This is a genomic window from Tsuneonella suprasediminis (assembly GCF_003605755.1).
Taxonomy (GTDB): Bacteria; Pseudomonadota; Alphaproteobacteria; order Sphingomonadales; family Sphingomonadaceae; genus Tsuneonella; species Tsuneonella suprasediminis.
Genome location: NZ_RAHJ01000014.1, coordinates 26,397 through 42,191 on the forward strand (window position 1 = coordinate 26,397; position 15,795 = coordinate 42,191).

At 61.8% G+C, this 15,795-nt stretch carries 19 protein-coding genes; 6 read left to right on the plus strand and 13 right to left on the minus strand.

What is annotated here, in order from left to right; translation table 11 throughout:
• Positions 1 to 244: 244 nt before the first annotated feature.
• The 7 genes from D6858_RS03785 to D6858_RS16345 are packed head-to-tail and all read right to left on the minus strand — an operon-like array spanning position 245 to position 5,655.
• On the minus strand, positions 245 to 868 hold the full coding sequence (locus D6858_RS03785; protein WP_120107326.1) for a DUF305 domain-containing protein: 624 nt from the start codon (positions 866 to 868) through the stop codon (positions 245 to 247).
• Positions 869 to 1,285, minus strand: a complete 417-nt coding sequence (locus D6858_RS03790; RefSeq protein WP_120107328.1) for a potassium channel family protein — start codon at positions 1,283 to 1,285, stop codon at positions 869 to 871.
• Positions 1,282 to 3,648, minus strand: a complete 2,367-nt coding sequence (locus tag D6858_RS03795; RefSeq protein ID WP_120107330.1) for a heavy metal translocating P-type ATPase — start codon at positions 3,646 to 3,648, stop codon at positions 1,282 to 1,284. Before D6858_RS03795 ends, D6858_RS03790 begins: the two co-directional genes overlap by 4 nt.
• A 39-nt stretch (positions 3,649 to 3,687) precedes the next feature.
• Complete coding sequence (locus D6858_RS03800) at positions 3,688 to 4,152, minus strand: DUF411 domain-containing protein (protein ID WP_039388531.1); 465 nt, start codon at positions 4,150 to 4,152, stop codon at positions 3,688 to 3,690.
• On the minus strand, positions 4,152 to 4,547 hold the full coding sequence (locus D6858_RS03805) for a hypothetical protein (RefSeq protein ID WP_120107333.1): 396 nt from the start codon (positions 4,545 to 4,547) through the stop codon (positions 4,152 to 4,154). Before D6858_RS03805 ends, D6858_RS03800 begins: the two co-directional genes overlap by 1 nt.
• An 11-nt stretch (positions 4,548 to 4,558) precedes the next feature.
• Positions 4,559 to 5,188 (minus strand): DUF2231 domain-containing protein, encoded by a 630-nt coding sequence (locus D6858_RS03810; RefSeq protein WP_240623683.1) that lies wholly within the window; start codon positions 5,186 to 5,188, stop codon positions 4,559 to 4,561.
• The gene (locus tag D6858_RS16345; protein ID WP_338067262.1) at positions 5,185 to 5,655 is read right to left on the minus strand and encodes a metal-sensing transcriptional repressor; all 471 of its coding nucleotides are present in this window, start codon (positions 5,653 to 5,655) and stop codon (positions 5,185 to 5,187) included. Before D6858_RS16345 ends, D6858_RS03810 begins: the two co-directional genes overlap by 4 nt.
• Here D6858_RS16345 and D6858_RS03820 point away from each other — a divergent pair.
• The 5 genes from D6858_RS03820 to D6858_RS03835 are packed head-to-tail and all read left to right on the plus strand — an operon-like array spanning position 5,554 to position 9,826.
• A complete protein-coding gene (locus D6858_RS03820; protein WP_120107335.1) occupies positions 5,554 to 7,374 on the plus strand; it encodes a copper resistance system multicopper oxidase in 1,821 nt (606 codons plus the stop codon). The two genes, D6858_RS16345 and D6858_RS03820, sit on opposite strands and share 102 nt — an antisense overlap.
• Positions 7,374 to 8,555, plus strand: a complete 1,182-nt coding sequence (locus D6858_RS03825; RefSeq protein WP_120107337.1) for a copper resistance protein B — start codon at positions 7,374 to 7,376, stop codon at positions 8,553 to 8,555. The genes D6858_RS03820 and D6858_RS03825 overlap by 1 nt, the downstream gene beginning before the upstream one ends.
• A gap of 11 nt (positions 8,556 to 8,566) precedes the next feature.
• On the plus strand, positions 8,567 to 8,902 hold the full coding sequence (locus tag D6858_RS03830; RefSeq protein ID WP_052321960.1) for a hypothetical protein: 336 nt from the start codon (positions 8,567 to 8,569) through the stop codon (positions 8,900 to 8,902).
• 8 nt (positions 8,903 to 8,910) lie between these two features.
• Positions 8,911 to 9,081 carry a nuclear transport factor 2 family protein gene (locus tag D6858_RS16065; protein WP_240623703.1) on the plus strand — a complete coding sequence of 57 codons (171 nt, stop codon included), beginning with the start codon at positions 8,911 to 8,913 and terminating at the stop codon, positions 9,079 to 9,081.
• 19 nt (positions 9,082 to 9,100) lie between these two features.
• Positions 9,101 to 9,826, plus strand: a complete 726-nt coding sequence (locus D6858_RS03835) for a PepSY domain-containing protein (protein ID WP_084591921.1) — start codon at positions 9,101 to 9,103, stop codon at positions 9,824 to 9,826.
• Between the two features lie 101 nt (positions 9,827 to 9,927).
• Here the strand turns inward: D6858_RS03835 and D6858_RS03840 are convergent, their stop codons facing one another.
• The 6 genes from D6858_RS03840 to D6858_RS03865 all read right to left on the minus strand — a co-directional run bounded on the left by D6858_RS03840 (position 9,928) and on the right by D6858_RS03865 (position 15,090).
• Positions 9,928 to 10,383, minus strand: coding sequence for a hypothetical protein (locus D6858_RS03840; RefSeq protein ID WP_084591922.1), 456 nt, complete (start codon positions 10,381 to 10,383; stop codon positions 9,928 to 9,930).
• A 12-nt stretch (positions 10,384 to 10,395) separates the two neighbouring features.
• On the minus strand, positions 10,396 to 11,634 hold the full coding sequence (locus D6858_RS03845; protein WP_039388536.1) for a molybdopterin-dependent oxidoreductase: 1,239 nt from the start codon (positions 11,632 to 11,634) through the stop codon (positions 10,396 to 10,398).
• Between the two features lie 89 nt (positions 11,635 to 11,723).
• Entirely contained in the window at positions 11,724 to 12,875 is a 1,152-nt protein-coding gene (locus tag D6858_RS03850; protein ID WP_205664870.1) for a TDT family transporter, read from the minus strand.
• On the minus strand, positions 12,872 to 13,744 hold the full coding sequence (locus tag D6858_RS03855; RefSeq protein WP_120107339.1) for a LysR substrate-binding domain-containing protein: 873 nt from the start codon (positions 13,742 to 13,744) through the stop codon (positions 12,872 to 12,874). The genes D6858_RS03850 and D6858_RS03855 overlap by 4 nt, the downstream gene beginning before the upstream one ends.
• A 78-nt stretch (positions 13,745 to 13,822) precedes the next feature.
• On the minus strand, positions 13,823 to 14,452 hold the full coding sequence (locus D6858_RS03860; protein WP_084591923.1) for a thioredoxin domain-containing protein: 630 nt from the start codon (positions 14,450 to 14,452) through the stop codon (positions 13,823 to 13,825).
• A gap of 50 nt (positions 14,453 to 14,502) precedes the next feature.
• Positions 14,503 to 15,090, minus strand: coding sequence for a uracil-DNA glycosylase (locus D6858_RS03865; RefSeq protein WP_039388540.1), 588 nt, complete (start codon positions 15,088 to 15,090; stop codon positions 14,503 to 14,505).
• A 118-nt stretch (positions 15,091 to 15,208) separates the two neighbouring features.
• Here D6858_RS03865 and D6858_RS03870 point away from each other — a divergent pair, with 118 nt between their 5' ends.
• Positions 15,209 to 15,694: a hypothetical protein gene (locus tag D6858_RS03870; RefSeq protein ID WP_039388541.1), complete on the plus strand. Its 486-nt coding sequence runs from the start codon at positions 15,209 to 15,211 to the stop codon at positions 15,692 to 15,694.
• Positions 15,695 to 15,795 lie beyond the last annotated feature (101 nt).

Genomic DNA, 15,795 nt, shown 5'->3' on the forward strand with positions numbered 1-15,795 from the left:
TTATTTGGGCTGACCTAGAGGCCCCGTCACCTTACGAGGCTGCTTTCTGATTGAGCTTCGATAAGTTGGGCGATCATCAAGGTAGCTTTTTCAGGACTCGGCACCAACACTTTTCCCGTCTTGGCATCGCCAACACAAGTCCGCAAAAGCAGTCAGCGAACCAACTCCGCACAGCCATCCCATCGGGTTTTTATCCCGCAAATTCGCGTTTTCGCGAATTGCGGGATAAATCTGCGTGGAGCCTTTATTCGCCCACCGTGACCTCGTCGCGCACCGCCGGACTGATACGACGTTCGACCGCCTTTTCGGCTTCCTGCAATAGCTCCGGTGTGAGATCAGTCGTCCGCGCGGGGAGTGGCGTGCCATCGCCCATTTCGCCATTGGTCTCAATGTCTTCGATCAGCATCTTCATCTCGGCGATTTCCTTGACCTGCGCTTCGATGATGGAGTCTGCAAGTTTGCGAACACGCGGGTCGGTGATCTCAGCCCGCGCGCTCGTCATGATTGCGATCGAGTGATGCGGGATCATCGCTGACATGTATTCTTCATCGTTTACAGTCGCCTGACTGCGGACCAGCCATAGCGCCACCGCAAAAGTCAGGGCACCGACGCCCAGGATGATGAAGTTCTTGGTCTTGTCCTTGTACATGCCCCACATGAAGAGCAGCATGACGATCATCATCATGCCGCCCATGACGAACGTCATCCAGAAGCGCGTTTCGCTCCAGAACACGTGATCGATTTCGTACGTGTTGAGATACATCAAACCGAACATGATCGCGGTCGACGTCGCCACCATCGCCATGAAGCGCCAGTAGTTGCCTCCACCACCGTTCTGCTGGTGATTCGCGCTGTGGTTCTCGGCCATTCAATCCTCCTGTTGGCTCATCGTCTTGTATACGTACTGGGCTGTGCAGCTGATCAGGATGAAGCCCGTCAGCGACGCGATGCCAGCAATCACCCTGAGGTGATCGGTTGGATAGATGTCGCCCAGGCCCACCGTCGTCACGGTGATCAGGGCGAAGTAATAATAATCCATGGGCGACATCGCCGGTTCCTTGGCGAACCCGCCAAGACCGACCGAGGCTGCCCATGCGAAACCAGCCGCGAAGACGACGGCTACCATCATGTGGCTGATGAGAACGAGCAATGAGCCGCCCGTTAGTCTCAGACCGGTCGGCGCAAGCCCCGGCGGTGAAAGCTTCTTCGCAAGTCTCAGCATGGCCAAGTGCAAGATCAGTGACGCAATAAAGAGTGAAATCCCGATTGCCGTTGCCGCGATCATGCCCGACCTTCGCTCAAGGTTGGAAGTTTGAGCCCACGAAGACGCAGGGCATTGGCGATGACCGACACCGACGAGAGGCTCATGGCCGCGGCAGCGATCATCGGATTGAGAAGAAGGCCAAAGGCGGGAAACAGCACGCCCGCCGCCACCGGGATGCCCAGCGCATTATAGCCGAACGCGAACACGAGGTTTTGGCGAATATTGCGCATGGTGGCGCGCGACAGCACGATAGCTTGGAGCACACCGGTCAGGTCGCCGCGGACCAGCGTGACACCCGCGCTTTCGATCGCCACGTCGGTGCCGGTTCCCATTGCAATGCCGACATCCGCAGCCGCCAGCGCTGGCGCATCGTTAATGCCGTCCCCCGCCATTGCAACGCGCTTACCGGAGGCCTTGAGCGCCTCGACTTTGCGATGCTTATCCTCGGGCGAGACGTTTGCCTCGACCTCGTCGATGCCGAGCTGGCGGGCCACGGCTTCGGCGGTGGCGCGGCTATCGCCGGTTAGCATGACCACTTCGATCCCGCGCTCGTGCAGCGCCCGAATGGCCGCAGCGCTTGTCGGCTTGATCGGATCGGCGACCGCGATCAGCCCTGCCGGTGCGCCATCGGCGGCCACGAACATCACGGTCTGGCCTTGGGAGCGTCCGGCTTCTGCGGACGCGAGCCATTCCGCATCATCGATACCGAGTCGCCGCATCAGTTTCTCGTTGCCAATGGCGACTTTCTGCGGTCCCACGCGCGCCTCGACACCCTCGCCGGTAGTCGACAACAGTTCCGACGCTGCCTCGAACGCCACGTCTCGCGCCTTGGCGCCTTCAACTATTGCGTGGGCGAGCGGATGCTCGCTCCCCGCTTCGACTGCGGCAACGGCGGAAAGGAACTCGGCCTCGTCGAGGCCCACTCGGGGAGTGACGGCTACGAGATCGGGCTTGCCCATGGTGAGAGTGCCCGTCTTGTCGACCACCAGCGTGTCGATCTTCTCAAGCGTCTCCAGCGCCTCGGCGTTGCGAATGAGGATGCCGTGCTGGGCGCCCTTGCCGGTCCCGGTCATGATCGACATCGGCGTTGCAAGGCCGAGCGCACATGGACAGGCAATTATGAGAACCGCGATCGCGTTGACCAGCGCATAGGCAAGCGCGGGGAATGGCCCCCAGATTGCCCAGACGATAAACGTCACGATCGCGATGACGACGACGGAAGGCACGAACCAGGCCGCGACCTGATCGGCCAGACGCTGGATAGGTGCCCGGCTGCGCTGTGCCTCAGCGACCATCTGGACGATCTTGGACAGCATGGTGTCCTTGCCGACGGCGCCAGCGCGCATGACGAAGCCGCCGGTCTGGTTGACCGTTCCGCCGATCACCTGGTCGCCGGCCTTCTTGGACACGGGCAACGGCTCACCGCTGATCATGGACTCGTCGATCGCGCTCGCGCCTTCGGTCACTTCGCCATCGACCGGCACCCTGTCACCCGGGCGGACGCGGAGCATGTCTCCGCTCGCCAATTGGTCGAGGGAGACTTCGCGTTCATCGCCACTGCCGAAGATCTTGAGCGCGGTCGGCGGCGCGAGTTCAAGGAGCGCGCGCAAGGCACTCGAGGTCGAGCCCCGCGCCCTGAGTTCAAGCACCTGGCCAAGTAGGACGAGCGTGGTGATGACCGCCGCCGCCTCGTAATAGACGCCGACGCGCCCCGAGTGATCGCGGAAGGCGGGCGGGAATATGTCGGGCAGGAGCGTTGCGACGACACTGAACAGGAATGCGATCGCAACGCCGAAGCCGATCAGCGTAAACATGTTGAGATTACGGGTCTTCAGCGACTGCCACGCGCGCTCGAAGAAAGTCCAGCCGCCCCACAGAACCACTGGTGTGGCGAGCGCCAGCTGCGCCCATTGCGCGCGTGCCGGTTCGATCAGCCGGTCGAAGCTGATCCCGGGCACCATGTCGCTCATCGCGTAGACGAACAACGGCAGGGTGAAGAGCGCGCTGATCCAGAACCGGCGGGTCATGTCGACGAGTTCGGGGTCGGGTCCATCTTCGAGGCTCACCGTCTCGGGCTCCAGCGCCATTCCGCAGATGGGGCAGCTTCCCGGTCCTACCTGCCGGATCTCGGGATGCATGGGACAGGTGTAAGTCGTCCCTTCGGGAACGTCCTCGACCTGCTTGAGATGCGCTCCGGACAGATAGTGTTCCGGATCGACAACGAATTTGTCCTTGCACCGCGCCGAACAGAAGTAGTGCGTCGCGCCGTCGTGCTCGGCGATATGCGTAGCACCCTCGATCGTCACGCTCATGCCGCAGACAGGGTCGATGGCGGTAGCTTCACCTTGGCCTTGGCCTGCGTGGTGGGTGTCGCAACAGCTCATGGATTGGCTCCTCTGCTTCGCAGGTGCGTATGACTGAAATCAGGGATAGGACGCGAACACCTCGCGGCGGCCGCTGCCGAACGCTATGACCTGATAGGGTTGCACTTTGCCCCCCGCTTCCATGCCGGGCGACCCGAGCGGCATACCGGCGACCGCTAGCCCTTCGACCCAGTCGGGCCTTTCCGCGAGCAGACGCTCGACGTCCGCGGCAGGCACGTGGCCCTCGATGACGTATCCATCCGCAATCATGGTATGACACGAACAAAGGTCATCGGGCACGCCGTTCTGCGCCTTTACAGACGCCATGTCGGGGTGATCGACCGTGGCGACTTCATGCCGGTCGCCCTGCCGCATGTGCGCGGCCCAGGCTTCGCAGCATCCGCAGCTGGGATCGCGATACATGGTGAAGCTGGCTGCCTGCGCCGCGCCCGTACAGGCTGCGAGCAACATCGTGCCAAGTATGGGGAGAAGCGGGCGACGGGTCAGATTTCTGCTTTGGCTCATCAGTTGTGTCCCATTGCTTTCATGTCTTCGTCGGACATGGTGGACATGTCGTGGCCGGCATGCGGATCAGCGGCGGGCGTTGCGGCTGCCGTCGGCGTGGGAGTTGCGACGGGTGCCGGCGCGACCTTGCGAGCGGAAGGCGCGGGCGCGCTGGTGGTTGCAGGCTGCGGACTCGACGCGGCGACTGGCGCATCAGATCGCGGCTCGGAGACTGGCTCGGTGACCGCCTCGGAAATCGCTTCGGAAGCGATCGGAGCCGGGGTTGCGGCAGCCGCCTCGGCTGCCGGAGTTTCCTCTTCCACCGGAGCAGCAGCTTCTCCGCACGCTGCCAGCGGAAGCAGGAGCGCGGGCGCAAGCAACGACTTACCGGCGAAGGCGAGATAATTGAGACGCATGGCAGGCTCCTTCAGAGTTTGAGGTGATTGAGGCCGTGAGCGAGTTCGCCGCCCATGTAACCCTGAGCGATCAGCAGCGCTGCAATCGGGAAAAGCGTGAGGCGAAAAGCAAGGCGAGACTGCGGATTTTGAAACGCGATCCACGCTGCCACCAAGCTGAGGGCCGCGATCAGCATCCCGTTCCAGCGGTGAAGCTGCATGACGGTATCCCCGCCGAACCACAGTCCGGTGTGTATCCATCCGAACAGGGCTGCAACGACCGCTCCCGCAGCGCCGCCGTAGATCATGATCTTCACGGCCGCTTCGCGTTCGGGAGTGCGGCGCGCCATCACGAACAGCTCGGTAAGCGCAGCCATCAGCAAGAGCGCAATCGGGAAGTGGACGGTTGCCGGATGCAAGCTCTTCAAGACACCGGCGATGCCGCCGCTCTCGACTTGCTCGGTATCATGGCCTTGGGTGGTTTCTTCGGAAACTGCTGCACCGCCCATCGCTTCCATATCGTGACCGGGCTGAGCACGGACCGCCTCGCTTGCAACTGCGCGCGTGTTCTCCTCCCCATGCTTCTCGTCGCCATGCGCGAACGCAATCGTCGCAGAGAATAAGAGAAAAATACCAGCGCCGAGGCGAAGCACGAAGTTCACCGCTTTGCCTTCTCGAAAAGGTCGACCAGCTCGCCGAACTTCTGCTTCTGCTCGTCGGCATCACCGCTCGCGATCGCTTCGGCCACGCAGCACGCCGCATGGCGCTTGAGGATTTCGCTCTCGGCACGGCCAAGGGCAGCCTTGACCGCCTGGACCTGGTTGAGGACATCGATGCAGTAACGATCGTCTTCGATCATCTGCGCCACGCCGCGCACTTGCCCTTCGATTCTCCGAAGCCGATTGACGATGCGGGAACCATCGGTTGCTGACACGTTTAACGCTCCATCTGTCAGAATACCCTGCGGGGTATCTTGCAATACTCCTGGGGGGTATATATGACAAGGGCAGAAGGAGTTGCAAGACCCATGTCTCAATTGCTGGTTTCCCGTCGAAGGCTGATTGGAGCAGGAGCGCTTGGCGCAGGTGCACTGGCCTTGCCCGCCTGGGCACGCGGTGCCGATCTGCACGGCGGTGGATCGATCCGCCCCGGCTTCGACGAAGTGTCAGGCCGCGACATCGCGCTGACCATCGGCGAAGGACCTCGCGTGGTTCAGGGTCGACGCGGACACGCAGTCGCCGTAAACGGTAGCGTGCCCGGTCCGCTGGTGCGCCTGCGCGAAGGTCAGCCGGTTCGCCTCGCGGTCACGAACACTCTTGATGAGGACAGCTCGATCCATTGGCATGGCCTGCTGCTGCCGTTCCAGTTCGACGGCGTTCCCGGTGTCAGCTTCCCCGGAATCAGGCCGGGCGAAACCTTCGTCTACGACATCCCTGCGCTGCGACAGAGCGGCACATATTGGTGGCATAGCCACTCGGGACTGCAGGAACAGGCCGGACATTACGGCCCGATCGTGGTCGAACCGTCCGGCACGGACGCCGTGCAGGCGGACCGCGACTACGTGCTGCTGCTTAGCGATTTCACCCCGCTTCACCCGCACACGATCATGGATAAGCTGAAGAAGGGTGAAGGCTACTTCAATTACCAGCAGAACACCTGGACCGACGACTATCCGCTGTCGGGCGAGGACCGGCGGATGTGGGCGCGCATGCGTATGATGGCAACCGACATTCTGGACGTGACGGGATCGACCTACACCTACCTCGCCAATGGGCGCGGCCCGGAAGAGGGTCTCGAGTTCCTGTTCAACCCCGGCGAGCGGGTGCGGCTGCGCGTCATCAACGGCAGCGCGATGACCTTCTTCAACGTCCGCATTCCGGGCGTGAAATTCTGGGTGGTCGGCGCCGATGGGCAGAGCGTGCGCCCGGTCGAGGTCGAGGAGTTTCAGATCGGCACTGCGGAGACCTATGACATCGTCGTCGAGCCGACCGGCGAAGCCCGGACGATCGTGGCCGAAAGCATGGACCGCTCGGGCATGGCTGTGGCGACCCTCGCCTCGCGTCCCGGCGCGCGGGCACCGGTCCCGCCCTTGCGCGATCCGCCACTGCTGACGATGGCGGACATGGGCATGAACCACGGCTCGGGCGGAATGGACCATGGTGGCGGCGACATGGCCGGCATGGATCATTCGGCCATGGGCCATGACATGTCATCACAAGGTGCGACCGCCGACCAGATGGCCGGAATGGATATGAGCGGCATGAACATGCGCGACACATCCCTTCTTCCGCCTGACGTGAAGGTCGGGCCCGGCATCGACATGGTGTCGATGAATCCGGTCGATCGCATGGGCGATCCGGGCCTCGGCTTGGACAACGTTCCCCACAAGGTTCTCACCTACAAGGATCTTGTTGCGCTCGAGCCGAACGACGATCTGCGCCGCCCGTCACGGAGCATGGAGATCCATCTGACCGGCAACATGGAACGCTACATGTGGTCGTTCGACGGCAGGAAGTTCACCGCCGTGAGCGACGACCCCATTCGCTTCGCTTACAACGAGCGCGTCCGCGTGAAGCTCGTCAACGACACGATGATGGCACATCCGATCCATCTGCACGGGCATTTCTTCGAGCTGGTCAACGGCGCGCCTGCCGACCGGCAGCCGCAGAAGCACACGGTGATCGTGCAGCCCGGCGGCAGCGCGACCTTCGACCTCACCGCTGACGAACAGGGCGACTGGGCCTTCCACTGCCATCTGCTCTACCACATGCATTCGGGCATGTTCCAGATTGTGACCGTCGCCAAGCCGCCTTCGGCTCCCGATGTGAAGCGGGTGGGAGAAGACTGATGCGCCTGATCGTCGCCATGCTCCTAGCGGGCACCGCCACGCCGGCCTTCGCGCAGGACCATTCGGGCCACGCAATGCCCGCCGCGCAGTCACCAGCCCAGACCGAATGCGAAAAGGAAGCCGCCCGCCATCGTTCTATGGGTCATGCGGTACCCGAAGGGGCGTGTGAGCCCACTACGCAACCGAGCGAAACAGCCTCGGCCGACTTGCACGAAAGCCACTCCGGCATGGATCATTCGCAGATGAAGCATAGCCAGATGGAGGGAATGGACCATCCAGCGATGGACCATTCCAATATGGAAAGCATGGACCACGCGGCGATGGGCCATGAAGGGATGCAATCGTCCGGCCAAGCGCCGATGGACCATCAGGTGATGGACCACGGAGCGATGGAACATGGAGCCATGGACCATGGCGCTATGGACATGCCCTCCATTCCGCAAGGACCGCCTCCGGCTGCGGCGGGATCGGGACCGCCTCGCGCCGCCGATGCGATCTGGGGTGCGGACGCAATGCGCGCCTCGCGCGATGCCCTGCGCGCTGAGAACGGTGGGATGAAGGTGTTCTGGTTCCAGGGCGACCGTGCCGAATATCGCGCACGCGAAGGTGGCGATGGTTACCTGTGGGACGTGCAGGGCTATTACGGCGGCGACCTCGACAAGTTCTGGTTCAAGAGCGAGGGCGAAGGTACCTTCGGGGAGAAGCCCGAGTCCGCCGAAATCCAAGGCCTTTGGAGTCACGCGATCGGTCCTTGGTGGGACCTGCAGGCTGGTGTCCGACAGGACCTGACCGGCCCTGAACGGACCCATGCCGTCCTCGGCGTGCAGGGTCTTGCGCCTTATATGTTCGAGGTCGACGCGGCCGCTTTCCTGTCGACCAAGGGCGATCTGACCGCACGAGTCGAAGCCGAACTTGACCAGCGCATTACTCAACGTCTCATCCTCCAGCCGCGCGCCGAGGTGAACCTGTCAGCGCAGGACATTCCCGAACTGGGTGTCGGAGCTGGTCTCGATTCCGTCGAACTGGGCCTGCGGCTGCGCTACGAATTCGCCCGTGAATTCGCGCCCTATGTCGGCGTCGAACAGGAATGGAAGGTGGGCCAAAGCGCCGACTATGCCCGCCTTGCAGGCGAAGATCCGAGCGTGACCAACTACGTCGTAGGCGTCCGGTTCTGGTTCTGAGGAGGTAAACGATGAGGTTTACAGGTTTCGCGGCTGCGGCTGCAGCGGCACTCGGTGCGTTCGTCCCTGCGGCACACGCTCAGCATGCCGATCACGCCGATCATTCGGCCCATGGTACCCAAACCGCAGCGCCGGACGCGCTCAAGCAGCAGGCGAAGTCCGTGCTCGTTGCCTACCGCGACGCACTGGTTGCCCGCGACGAGGCTGCCATGCGTATGCTGTTTGCCGCGGACTCCTTGGTGTTCGAGAACGGCAAGGCCGAGGACACGTTCGCGCAATACATGGAGCACCACCTCGGCCCGGAGCTCGGCGAAATAACCGAGTTTACATCACCAATCCGACGGTGAACGTCCGGATGGTCGGTCATGTGGCGTTTGGTCATGAAACCTACCACTACCGGATCGCCCTCACGGATGGTCGTGCAATCGAGCGCGACGGGGTTCCTACATCGGTCCTGACTCACGAGGATGGCGCTTGGAAAATCCTCCAGTACCATTCCTCGTCCCGCGCGCCGCGCCCGAACTGATCGAGCGGCCGCTTCCGCAATGACAAGCCAGCGTTCGCGCAAACTGCGGCTGCACATCTTCGGCAGCAAGGTCCACAAGTGGCTCGCCGTCTTCGTCGGTGTCCAAGCGCTCCTGTGGATGGCAACCGGGACGATCATGTCGTTCCTGAAGATCGAACACGTCCGTTCCGAGCACGTGATCTCGCGCGAGCCGTTACCCCTGGGTGCTGACGCACCGCTACCCGCTTGGGCAACGAATGACGGCGACCTGGTCTCGGCAACCACGAAGACCGTCAACGGAAAACCGGTGGTCGAGTTGAAGCGCGTCAATGGCAGCGCCACGCTGCACGAAGCAATGACCGGACGGATATTGTCGCCGCTCTCCCGCGACACCGCCGAGCAAATCGCCTCGGCTGCCTGGACGGGGCCCGGCAGCGCGATCAGATCCTCGAAGTCCATCGAAGCGCCGGTCGGCACCGAATTCGGTGGGCCGTTCCCTGCCTGGCAGGTGCAGTTCGCCGATCCGGATAGCACGCGCCTCTATGTCGATGCATCAACCGGCGCGGTTCTTGCGGCGCGGAGCGACACCTGGCGCTTCTTCGATTTCGTCTGGGGGCTCCACATCATGGACTGGACCCAGCGCGACCGGATCAACAGCTGGTGGCTGCTTCTGTTTGGCATCGGTGGGACCGTCATCGCTGGTTCGGGGTTCGTTCTTCTCGCCAATCGCCTTCCCAAACTGCATAGAAGGCGAACACCAAAATGATATTCTGCAAGTCCGTGCTGGGACGTGAACAAACCTGACAACGCACTGGCTATTTCTTCAGGTCGCTCGATCAGCAATTCGAATGATCGCACTCCTTCCGGCTAAGATTTATCTTGCGCTGACCGTTCAATGCCAGGTTCGGCTGAGTTTGCTTGGCCGGGCATTGTTGAAAGGTAATCCACTATCGCGGGAATGCTCTGCTCGCCGACAGGTGCCTTGTAGACATCGCGCATTTTGATCACGATCTCGCGCCACTTGTCTTTTGACAGCGGCGGTTGTGTCAGTGCCATGCTCGCCGAATGGCACGACGTGCAATTGGCGTTGATAACATCTGCATTTGCTCCTTCGGGATATTGTTGCTCATCGAATGGCAGATCGATCGATTCAGAAGTAAGTGTGAACCCTGCCACGGAAACACTCGATGCTTGCGGCACAGTCTCGGACGTGGGTTCACGAAGCTTGGTTGGTCGCGCGCCAGGCGGTCCGATGATTATCAGAGCAATGGCCGTTACACCTACTGCACCAAATGCGAGCGTTCCGATCGGAGGGGCTTTCATGGCTCTTTCCTCTTACGACGCTACGATCGTGGTGATTTCGATATTGCCGCGCATGTAGCCACCCGAATTCCAGATTGGCTGCATCGGCTGGGAAACACCGTCGGTATTCCAGCAACGCGACATCAGTTTGACGGACCCGGGTCCGGGGAGCGGAACTCTCGCGTCCCATCGGCGGAAGCTGTACTTGCCTTCGTCGGGTCCGAGCTGTGTCTGATACCAGCTTCGCCCACCGTCGGCAGAAACCGCCACTCTCGCAACACCGCAATCTCCTCCCATGGCAATTCCGCCCAGAGGAATAGTCGGTTCATAGGCAATGGCCTGGCCATCGCCGAGGCTGGTTACCCAGGAACGTGGCACCATTTTATTGATGGGCACGGTCTTGTAGCCTGTAGCACCAGGCTTGACATCGGCACGGGGTGTGTCGGGTATCTTGTACGCCTTCGCCATCCAGTATTTGTCGTCGGGTCCCGGCAGGACCTCGATGGAACTGAGCATCTTCACCCAATAGGTCGAGTACCATCCGGGCACTATCAGACGGCAGGGAAAGCCATTGAGCAGTGGGAGTTGCTCTCCGTTCATCCCGAAGGCGATCATGACCTCTCCGTCACGGGCGTGATCGATCGCGAGCGATTTGAAATAGTCCGGACCATCGGGAACCACCGGCTGGTCGAGCCCGCCGAACCGCACCTGCGCCGCCCCGGGCCTGACCCCGGCCAGGTCGAGCACGGAACGCAGGCTGACACCGAGCCACTTGGCGTTCCCCATCGCCCCGTTGCCCCACTGGGCGCCCGGCACGCGAGGCACAAACAGGCCCCGGCTGTTTCCCGAGCACTGGTTGACCGCGGCATACTCGATCCGCGGCAAGCTCAGAAGCCGATCAAGACTGATCGAAATCGGCTTATCGACGTGCCCGGACACCTCGAGGCGAAATGAGTCGACATTGATCGACGTGGGGATATCGGCCCAGTGCCAGCGCACGTAGAACTGGTCGTTGGGCGTGAAAACAGACTTGTCGAACACCTCCATGGGCGTTTCGAGCAGCGGGGGATGGATCCGCTGAAGGATCATCCGGCCCTTACCCGGAAAGGCGTCGGTCACCGGTCTGTCCGAATTACCTCCCGGTAAGTGCAGGTCCACCAATTGTTGCGCGAGCGCAGGAGCTGCCGCGAAACCTGCTGTGCCCAGAACTGCCTGCGCGAGAAATCTTCTCCGGCTCGTTTCAGTGGCTAGCTCGCCGTCCAGTGACTTCATTTAACTCTCTCCAACCCGGCTTATTACTTGCGCTATGACATCCGTGATCTGCAAGCGATCGGTTTGACCCAACCGATCCAGAAGCCTGATCAATTGGTGGCAGCGATGCAGGGTGACACGAACAGGTTTCCGCGCCAGGCACCGGCGACGGTCTTCGCGCCGACCAGCAACCACATGGCTCCAAGTGCAATCGTGAGCACCGTTCCCGCGACGTCGAAGAAGACAAGGTTCAAGGTGGTGCCGAGGCGGAAGGTCGCTACCGTGTAAACACCGAGCGGAAACGTGTAGCCCCACCAGCCCAGATTGAACGGCACCCCGGCACGCCAGTAGCGAATGGTAATGAGCGTTGCGAGGAGCAGCCACCACAGACCGAAGCCCCAAAGTGTCAGCCCCGCGATCACGCCGATGCCCTGGGCCGTTTCACCAACCGCGCCCAGCCCGTGCTGTGCCATGATCTGCGGTGCGTCGCCGCCAAGGACGAGCATTCCGAGTGCGCCGGTGCCGATCGGGCCGAGTGCCAACCAGGATGATGCAGCCATGCCCTCATGAGGCAGCTTGTGCAGCGCCATCCGCAGGATCAGGATTGCGAGGATTCCGAAGGCGACCGGCACCGAATATGCCCACAGCACGTACGATGTGGCCAGAACGATTAGCTGCGCCTGCGGATCGGCGAGATGCGGCGCGAGCAGGCCGCCGCTCGCCCCCGCGACTTCTGCCGCCACGACCGGCAGGAGCCAGACGGCGGTCATGGCATCGAGGCTGTGCTGGTGCCGAGTGAACATAAAATACGGTATGAGCACGCCGCACGCGAGCGACATTGCGACATCGATCCACCACAGGACATGCGCCACCGGCACGATTGCGTCGCCGAAGCGTGCAATGCCGAAAGCGAGACAGCCATTGATGATGGTCGCCAGGCCCATCGGAATGGTCCCGATGAACATCGAGACGGTGTTGTGGCCGAAGATGCGCCGCGCTTCGTGCCCGAACATCAACCACCGTGCTGTATAGAGGACGGTAAACAAAGCGAACAATGCGATGTTGAAAAACCACAGTGCTTCGCCGACGGGCGTCAGAATATGTCCCATGCCGGGGATCTGCGGCAGTGCCAGCGCAAGGATGCCGGTTCCCATGGTCGCGGCGAACCAGTTCGGCGTGAACTGCCGGATCATCTCGCGGGGATGATCGAGATGTGCCAGCGGGCGCTGGCCGCGAAGAATGCCCTTGAGGTCGTTGGTCACGGGCGTTGCTCCTTGATGAGATCGGTCAGCGCGTCGGCCGCGCGAGTGCGATAACGTTCCTTGTGCCGCAGCGCATGAAAGGGCCGGTCGGGAACGTCGAAAGGCAGTTCCACAAGATCGCCGTTGCCGAGAGCTCGCCCAACGACCAGCCGCGAGAGCGCGGCAACGCCGGCGCCTGCCTCGACCGCGGTGCGGACCGCTTCGTTCGATGGCAGCGTCATGGAGATCGCCAGCTGAGCCGGATCGATATGCCGCGCCTGCAGGACCTCCTCGAACGTGGACCGCGTTCCCGATCCCTGCTCGCGCACGATCCATCGGGCTTCGCGCAGCCAGGCATCGTCGATGTTGGTCACCCGCTCTCGTCCCACCAGGACCATCGGGTCATGCCCGACCACCCAATGGGCAAGCGCGGGATCGTCGATCGTCCCCTCGACGAAGCCGAGTTCGGCCGCGCCGCTCAACACCTGCATCGCTGCTCCCTCGGTGTTGTCGATAGCAAGCTCCACGGCGATCTTCGGATACATGGCGTTGAAGGCGGCAAGCTTGCCCGGCAGCCAGTAGCTGGCGATCGTCTGGCTCGCGACCAGGCGCAAGGTCCCGCGTTCAAGGCCGCCGAACTCGGCAAGCATCATCTCGGCATGGGCGGCGCGTCCGACCACCGCACGCGCTTCTTCGAGAAATGCGCTGCCAGCCTCGGTCAGCTGGATGCCGCGACCGACACGGTGGAACAACGGCACGCCATGCCGCGCCTCGAGCGTCGCAATGGCCCCTGACGCCGCCGACTGGGTGACGTTGAGGTCCTGTGCTGCCTTGGTGACATGCTCGCGCTCGGCCACACCGATGAATATCCGTAACTGTTCAAGGGTCATGTTCGATCTCCTGCCGGTATCGATACCGTCGTTCGATCAATCACTCCAACAGTTTGATATGAACATTCCAATCGCCATTTATGATTGATTGGGTTGCGCGCTTTGCTTTCCAGCGCGCGCGATCACCTGATCGAGAGTGGCCCGGTCGATCGCTCCAGGCACGATGATGTCGCCAATTACGATGCCGGGCGTGCCTTGCAGCCTGTAAGAGCGCGCAAGCGCGTCATTCGACTGGAGGATTGCATCTATATCCGATGCTTTGGCGAACAGATCCTGATGGAGGCGGTCCAGGTCAAGGTCGGCGGTTCGGGCAGCCACTTGGAGATCGCTGCGCGACATACGCTGGGGAGCTGTCATGAGGGCCGCGTTAAAATCTGCGTGTCGATCCTGGAAATTGCTCGCGATCGCCCAGCGCGCGGCTTCAACTGACTCCCGCCCCAGAACCGGCCAGTCCCGATAGACGATCCGAACTCCCGGATTGTCGCGGCGATAGTGTTCCAATGTGGTGTGAAAGGCGCGGCAATGGCCGCACCGATAATCGGAAAAGACCGTGATGACGGTTGCAGCTTTTGCCGGGCCTGCTGCTGGTACGGGTGGGCGTGCAGTGGATACGGGATCGCGCGCGGGCTCTGCCTGGCCGCATCCTGCGGTAAACAGAAGAAGTGTCGCAAACGCCGCTGCGGATTTTCGGATCGGTATAACAAACATCGCCGATCCCTAATTGCTCAAAGATCGGTTCGTCCAAACGTGAATAGCGATCATTCCAATCTGGCAGCGGCATCTGACAGCACAGTCCGGATGCTTTGTCCGATGCGCGGCGATGTGCAAACGTTAGCTGGGCTCGGGTGTGGCATGTAAAGGATAGAAACGTCGGGGCGCTGAATGGCAATCACCTCACCGGCTTCACTTGCCACTTTCCCGGCGAGCACGACCACCTGAACTCGAGGCAGGATAGCAAGAAGACCGGGAAGCAGATCCAGACCCTCGGCGATTTCCGCCCGCCGCAAGCGGCGGTTGATGGCGCCCGGTTCGTGAACGACCCAGGGTACGCAATTCCACAGCAGCATGTGCGACCGCGCGATGCCCGCTTCGTCGAGAAAGCGCGAGAGATTGCGCTGCGTGCCGCTGGGATTGTCACGCGAAACGAAGCGGAGGGCCGAGCTTCTCTGACCTCGCATTGCCCGCGGCGTCTCCAGCAATATCAGCAGCCGGGCACACGCGCCGCCATCGAATGGGTCGAAATGGGGCATCGCCCTGCCCGATGCGACAGTTTCGCGCCATTGCTCCAAGGGTGCAACGTGAGGTTCGCTCAGTCGGCGCGCGCGCTGTTTCATATCTGCGACCATTCATCATTCTTTCGGATTGGAACAATTGGAACGATCTGTTGGACCGATCATCGGCCGTCCACCATCTTTGCCTTGTTCGGTTCGTGCATCCCGCACGAGTTGAATTGGAGACATCACGATGGCCAGCCTGCCTGATAAAGTCGAGCTCGCAGTCCAGCCACTGCAGCCCGCACCTCGCCCAATGCTGACGCTGGTTCATACCGCGGGAAACTACGATGCGATCGAGAGAACCGCTCCCGGCGTAGCTATGCGCGGAGTGCATCCCGGTGCGCTCGTGTCGCTCGTTGGATTGTATGCCGCGATGCTCTCCGGGTTCTGGATTTTCTTCGCCCGCAGTCCGGAAGCGGCGCTCGTCCTGGTCATGGTTACCGTGCTTATGCTGGTCTACTTCGCTCTCGTGATCGGTGGCATCCTGGTCGCAGACGCGGTCGATCCTGCCGAACCTCAGCGCGGGTTCGGGGCATTCCTCGAGGGCCGGGTTGAAACCCTGACCGAATTGATCACGGGGAAGCAGGCGCTCATGCAGATGCTCTTCCTGCCGGCGTGTATGGCGGTGATGGCTATGACGATCGGGATCATCGCGCGGCTCTCGCTGGCCGGGTGAAAGGCCACGCTTATATCCGAACCTCCGTCATGGTTGCGAGAGCAACCCTACGCTCCGAATGGACACCGCTGGAAGGGGAACGATCGTAAAGCCGAAAGCTT